We start from the raw sequence: 1,874 nt of genomic DNA on the forward strand, positions 1-1,874 counted from the left end.
GTCGAACGCCGCCCCGTAGCTGTCGCGCTTGTTGAGCACCGTTTCCCAGCTCAGTCCGGCCTGCGCGCCTTCAAGGTTGAGCATTTCGAACAGGCGTACCTCATCACGGCAGGGCACGCCCCATTCTTCATCGTGGTAGGCAAGGTAACGGGGGTTGGCCGGGTTGGCCCAGGAGCAGCGGGTCGGCATGGTCATCTGCGCAAGTTGGGAATGCGCAGATTCTATGCCTATTTGACGCCGTATTTCAGCTTGATCCAGCGCGCGACGCCGATGACGATCGCGATGCCGCCGAGGTCGGCCATCGCGCTGTGCGCATTGACCTCGAATCCGGCGAGGCCCTTGAGGCCGGTGACGATCATCCAGGCGGAGAGCGCCGCGAGGACGACGCCCGCGAGCGGGCCGGAATAGGCTTTCGCGAAGCGCGTCAGGAAGTTCGGCTGCTTGTCCATGTCAGGGACCGGTGAGCGCAGAGGTGGCAGGGCTGGCCGGGGCGGCCGCAGTCGTCGGACGCGACTCGTCGGTCCACACCACATGGTCGTCCACTGCATACAGGCGGCAGGGCTGGGCGCTGTTCTTCTGGCAATCCTGCAGCGCCTGCTCGACCGGGTCGTCGCCGTCCTCGGCCCAGCTCCAGGCGCCGGTCGGCGACACCGCGAAGGCGCGCGGCACGGACTTGCCAAGGAAGACACGGTACTGGTCGCGGGCGCTGCCCTTCAGGTAAGGAATGGCCTCGATATTGTCGATGGACGCGAACTCGTTCTTGGGCACCTTGATTTCATTGTCCAGCGCGTACAGCGTCTCGGTAGGCATGCCGAGCTCCTTCAGGAACTTCTCGGTCTCGGGCCACCAGATCTTCACGCCGTCGCGGCTGCCGCTCATGCCGTGCGCATCTTTCTTGAAGGCGCCGTAGGCAACCAGCTTCGCATGGCCGCCGGCCTGCACATACGCGTTATGCATGCGCGCGGCCAGGTCCGGGCCGAAATGGTTGTCGTTTTCGCCATAAAACCAGATGCTCGGCAGCGTCGATTTCGCGCCATAGCTGGCGAAGGCCTGCACCAGAGATTGCTGCCAGCGGCAGTCGCCGCCGTGCATCTTGAGGCCGCCGGCGAAGTTGATCAGGCCCTTCACGCCCGGATAGTGGCGGGTACCGAAGGCCATCGCGGTCAGGCCGCCGTAGGACTGGCCGGCAACGATCACGTGCTCGGCATCGGCCCAGCGTTGCGTGTGCAGGTAATCGAGCGTACTCTGCAAGTCATCCGCCTGCGAGATGCCGTGGCCGGTCATGTCGCAGCCGCGGTCGATGTAGTCGCCGCTGGACTTGGAAAAGCCCTTGCGCATCGGGATCACGACGGCATAGCCGCGCTTGACGAATTCGCGGCTGAGCACGACGAAGCGGTCGCGGTTCTGGTTGCGCGGGTTGCCCAGTGCCTTGCCGTGGTTCATCACGACGACGGGGAACGGGCCTTCGCCCGGCGGACGGAAAATGGTGGTTTCGAGTTCGACGGACTGTCCGCCGAAAGCCGCGGGAACCATGACGACCTGTTCGTTCATGGCCGCGTCGAGCGACACCGCGACCGCGGGCGCGGAGCCGGCGAACAGACTGGAGACGAAAGCGATGACGCCGAGGACAGCGGAGATGGTCCGGCTTTTCTTCGCGTCACGCTTCTGTATTAGGGGATACTTCATACATCCGATACACGTCGAATTGCAAACACATCGGTCCGCGGGGCGGACCGCCGTATTGCGCTTCATCAATCAAATTGATCCAGCACAATGTTGCCCATTCTAAAGAGCGCGTTTCCGCAACTCAATACGCGTTTAGGCAACTCGGGACGTTTTTTTTCGGAAGTTTTGTGGCAGGGCAAGGCTTTTCG

3 protein-coding genes are annotated in these 1,874 nt (G+C 63.1%); all 3 read right to left on the bottom strand.

The window, feature by feature from the left end:
- Window positions 1-189: DNA-3-methyladenine glycosylase I (locus AYR66_RS28845; RefSeq protein ID WP_206047138.1), on the bottom strand; the 189-nt coding region annotated here is incomplete at its 3' end.
- Window positions 190-227: 38 nt separating this feature from the next.
- On the bottom strand, window positions 228-449 hold the full coding sequence (locus AYR66_RS10615; RefSeq protein WP_088707464.1) for a hypothetical protein: 222 nt from the start codon (window positions 447-449) through the stop codon (window positions 228-230).
- A 1-nt stretch (window position 450) separates the two neighbouring features.
- Window positions 451-1,686: a dienelactone hydrolase family protein gene (locus tag AYR66_RS10620; protein ID WP_234814874.1), complete on the bottom strand. Its 1,236-nt coding sequence runs from the start codon at window positions 1,684-1,686 to the stop codon at window positions 451-453.
- Window positions 1,687-1,874 lie beyond the last annotated feature (188 nt).

The organism is Noviherbaspirillum denitrificans (assembly GCF_002211445.1).
GTDB lineage: Bacteria > Pseudomonadota > Gammaproteobacteria > Burkholderiales > Burkholderiaceae_D > Noviherbaspirillum > Noviherbaspirillum denitrificans.

Coding starts and splice junctions, on each gene's coding strand:
- AYR66_RS10615 (WP_088707464.1), bottom strand. CDS start 449: ATGGACAAGCAGCCGAACTTCCTGACGCGCTTCGCGAAAGCCTATTCC.
- AYR66_RS10620 (WP_234814874.1), bottom strand. CDS start 1,686: ATGAAGTATCCCCTAATACAGAAGCGTGACGCGAAGAAAAGCCGGACC.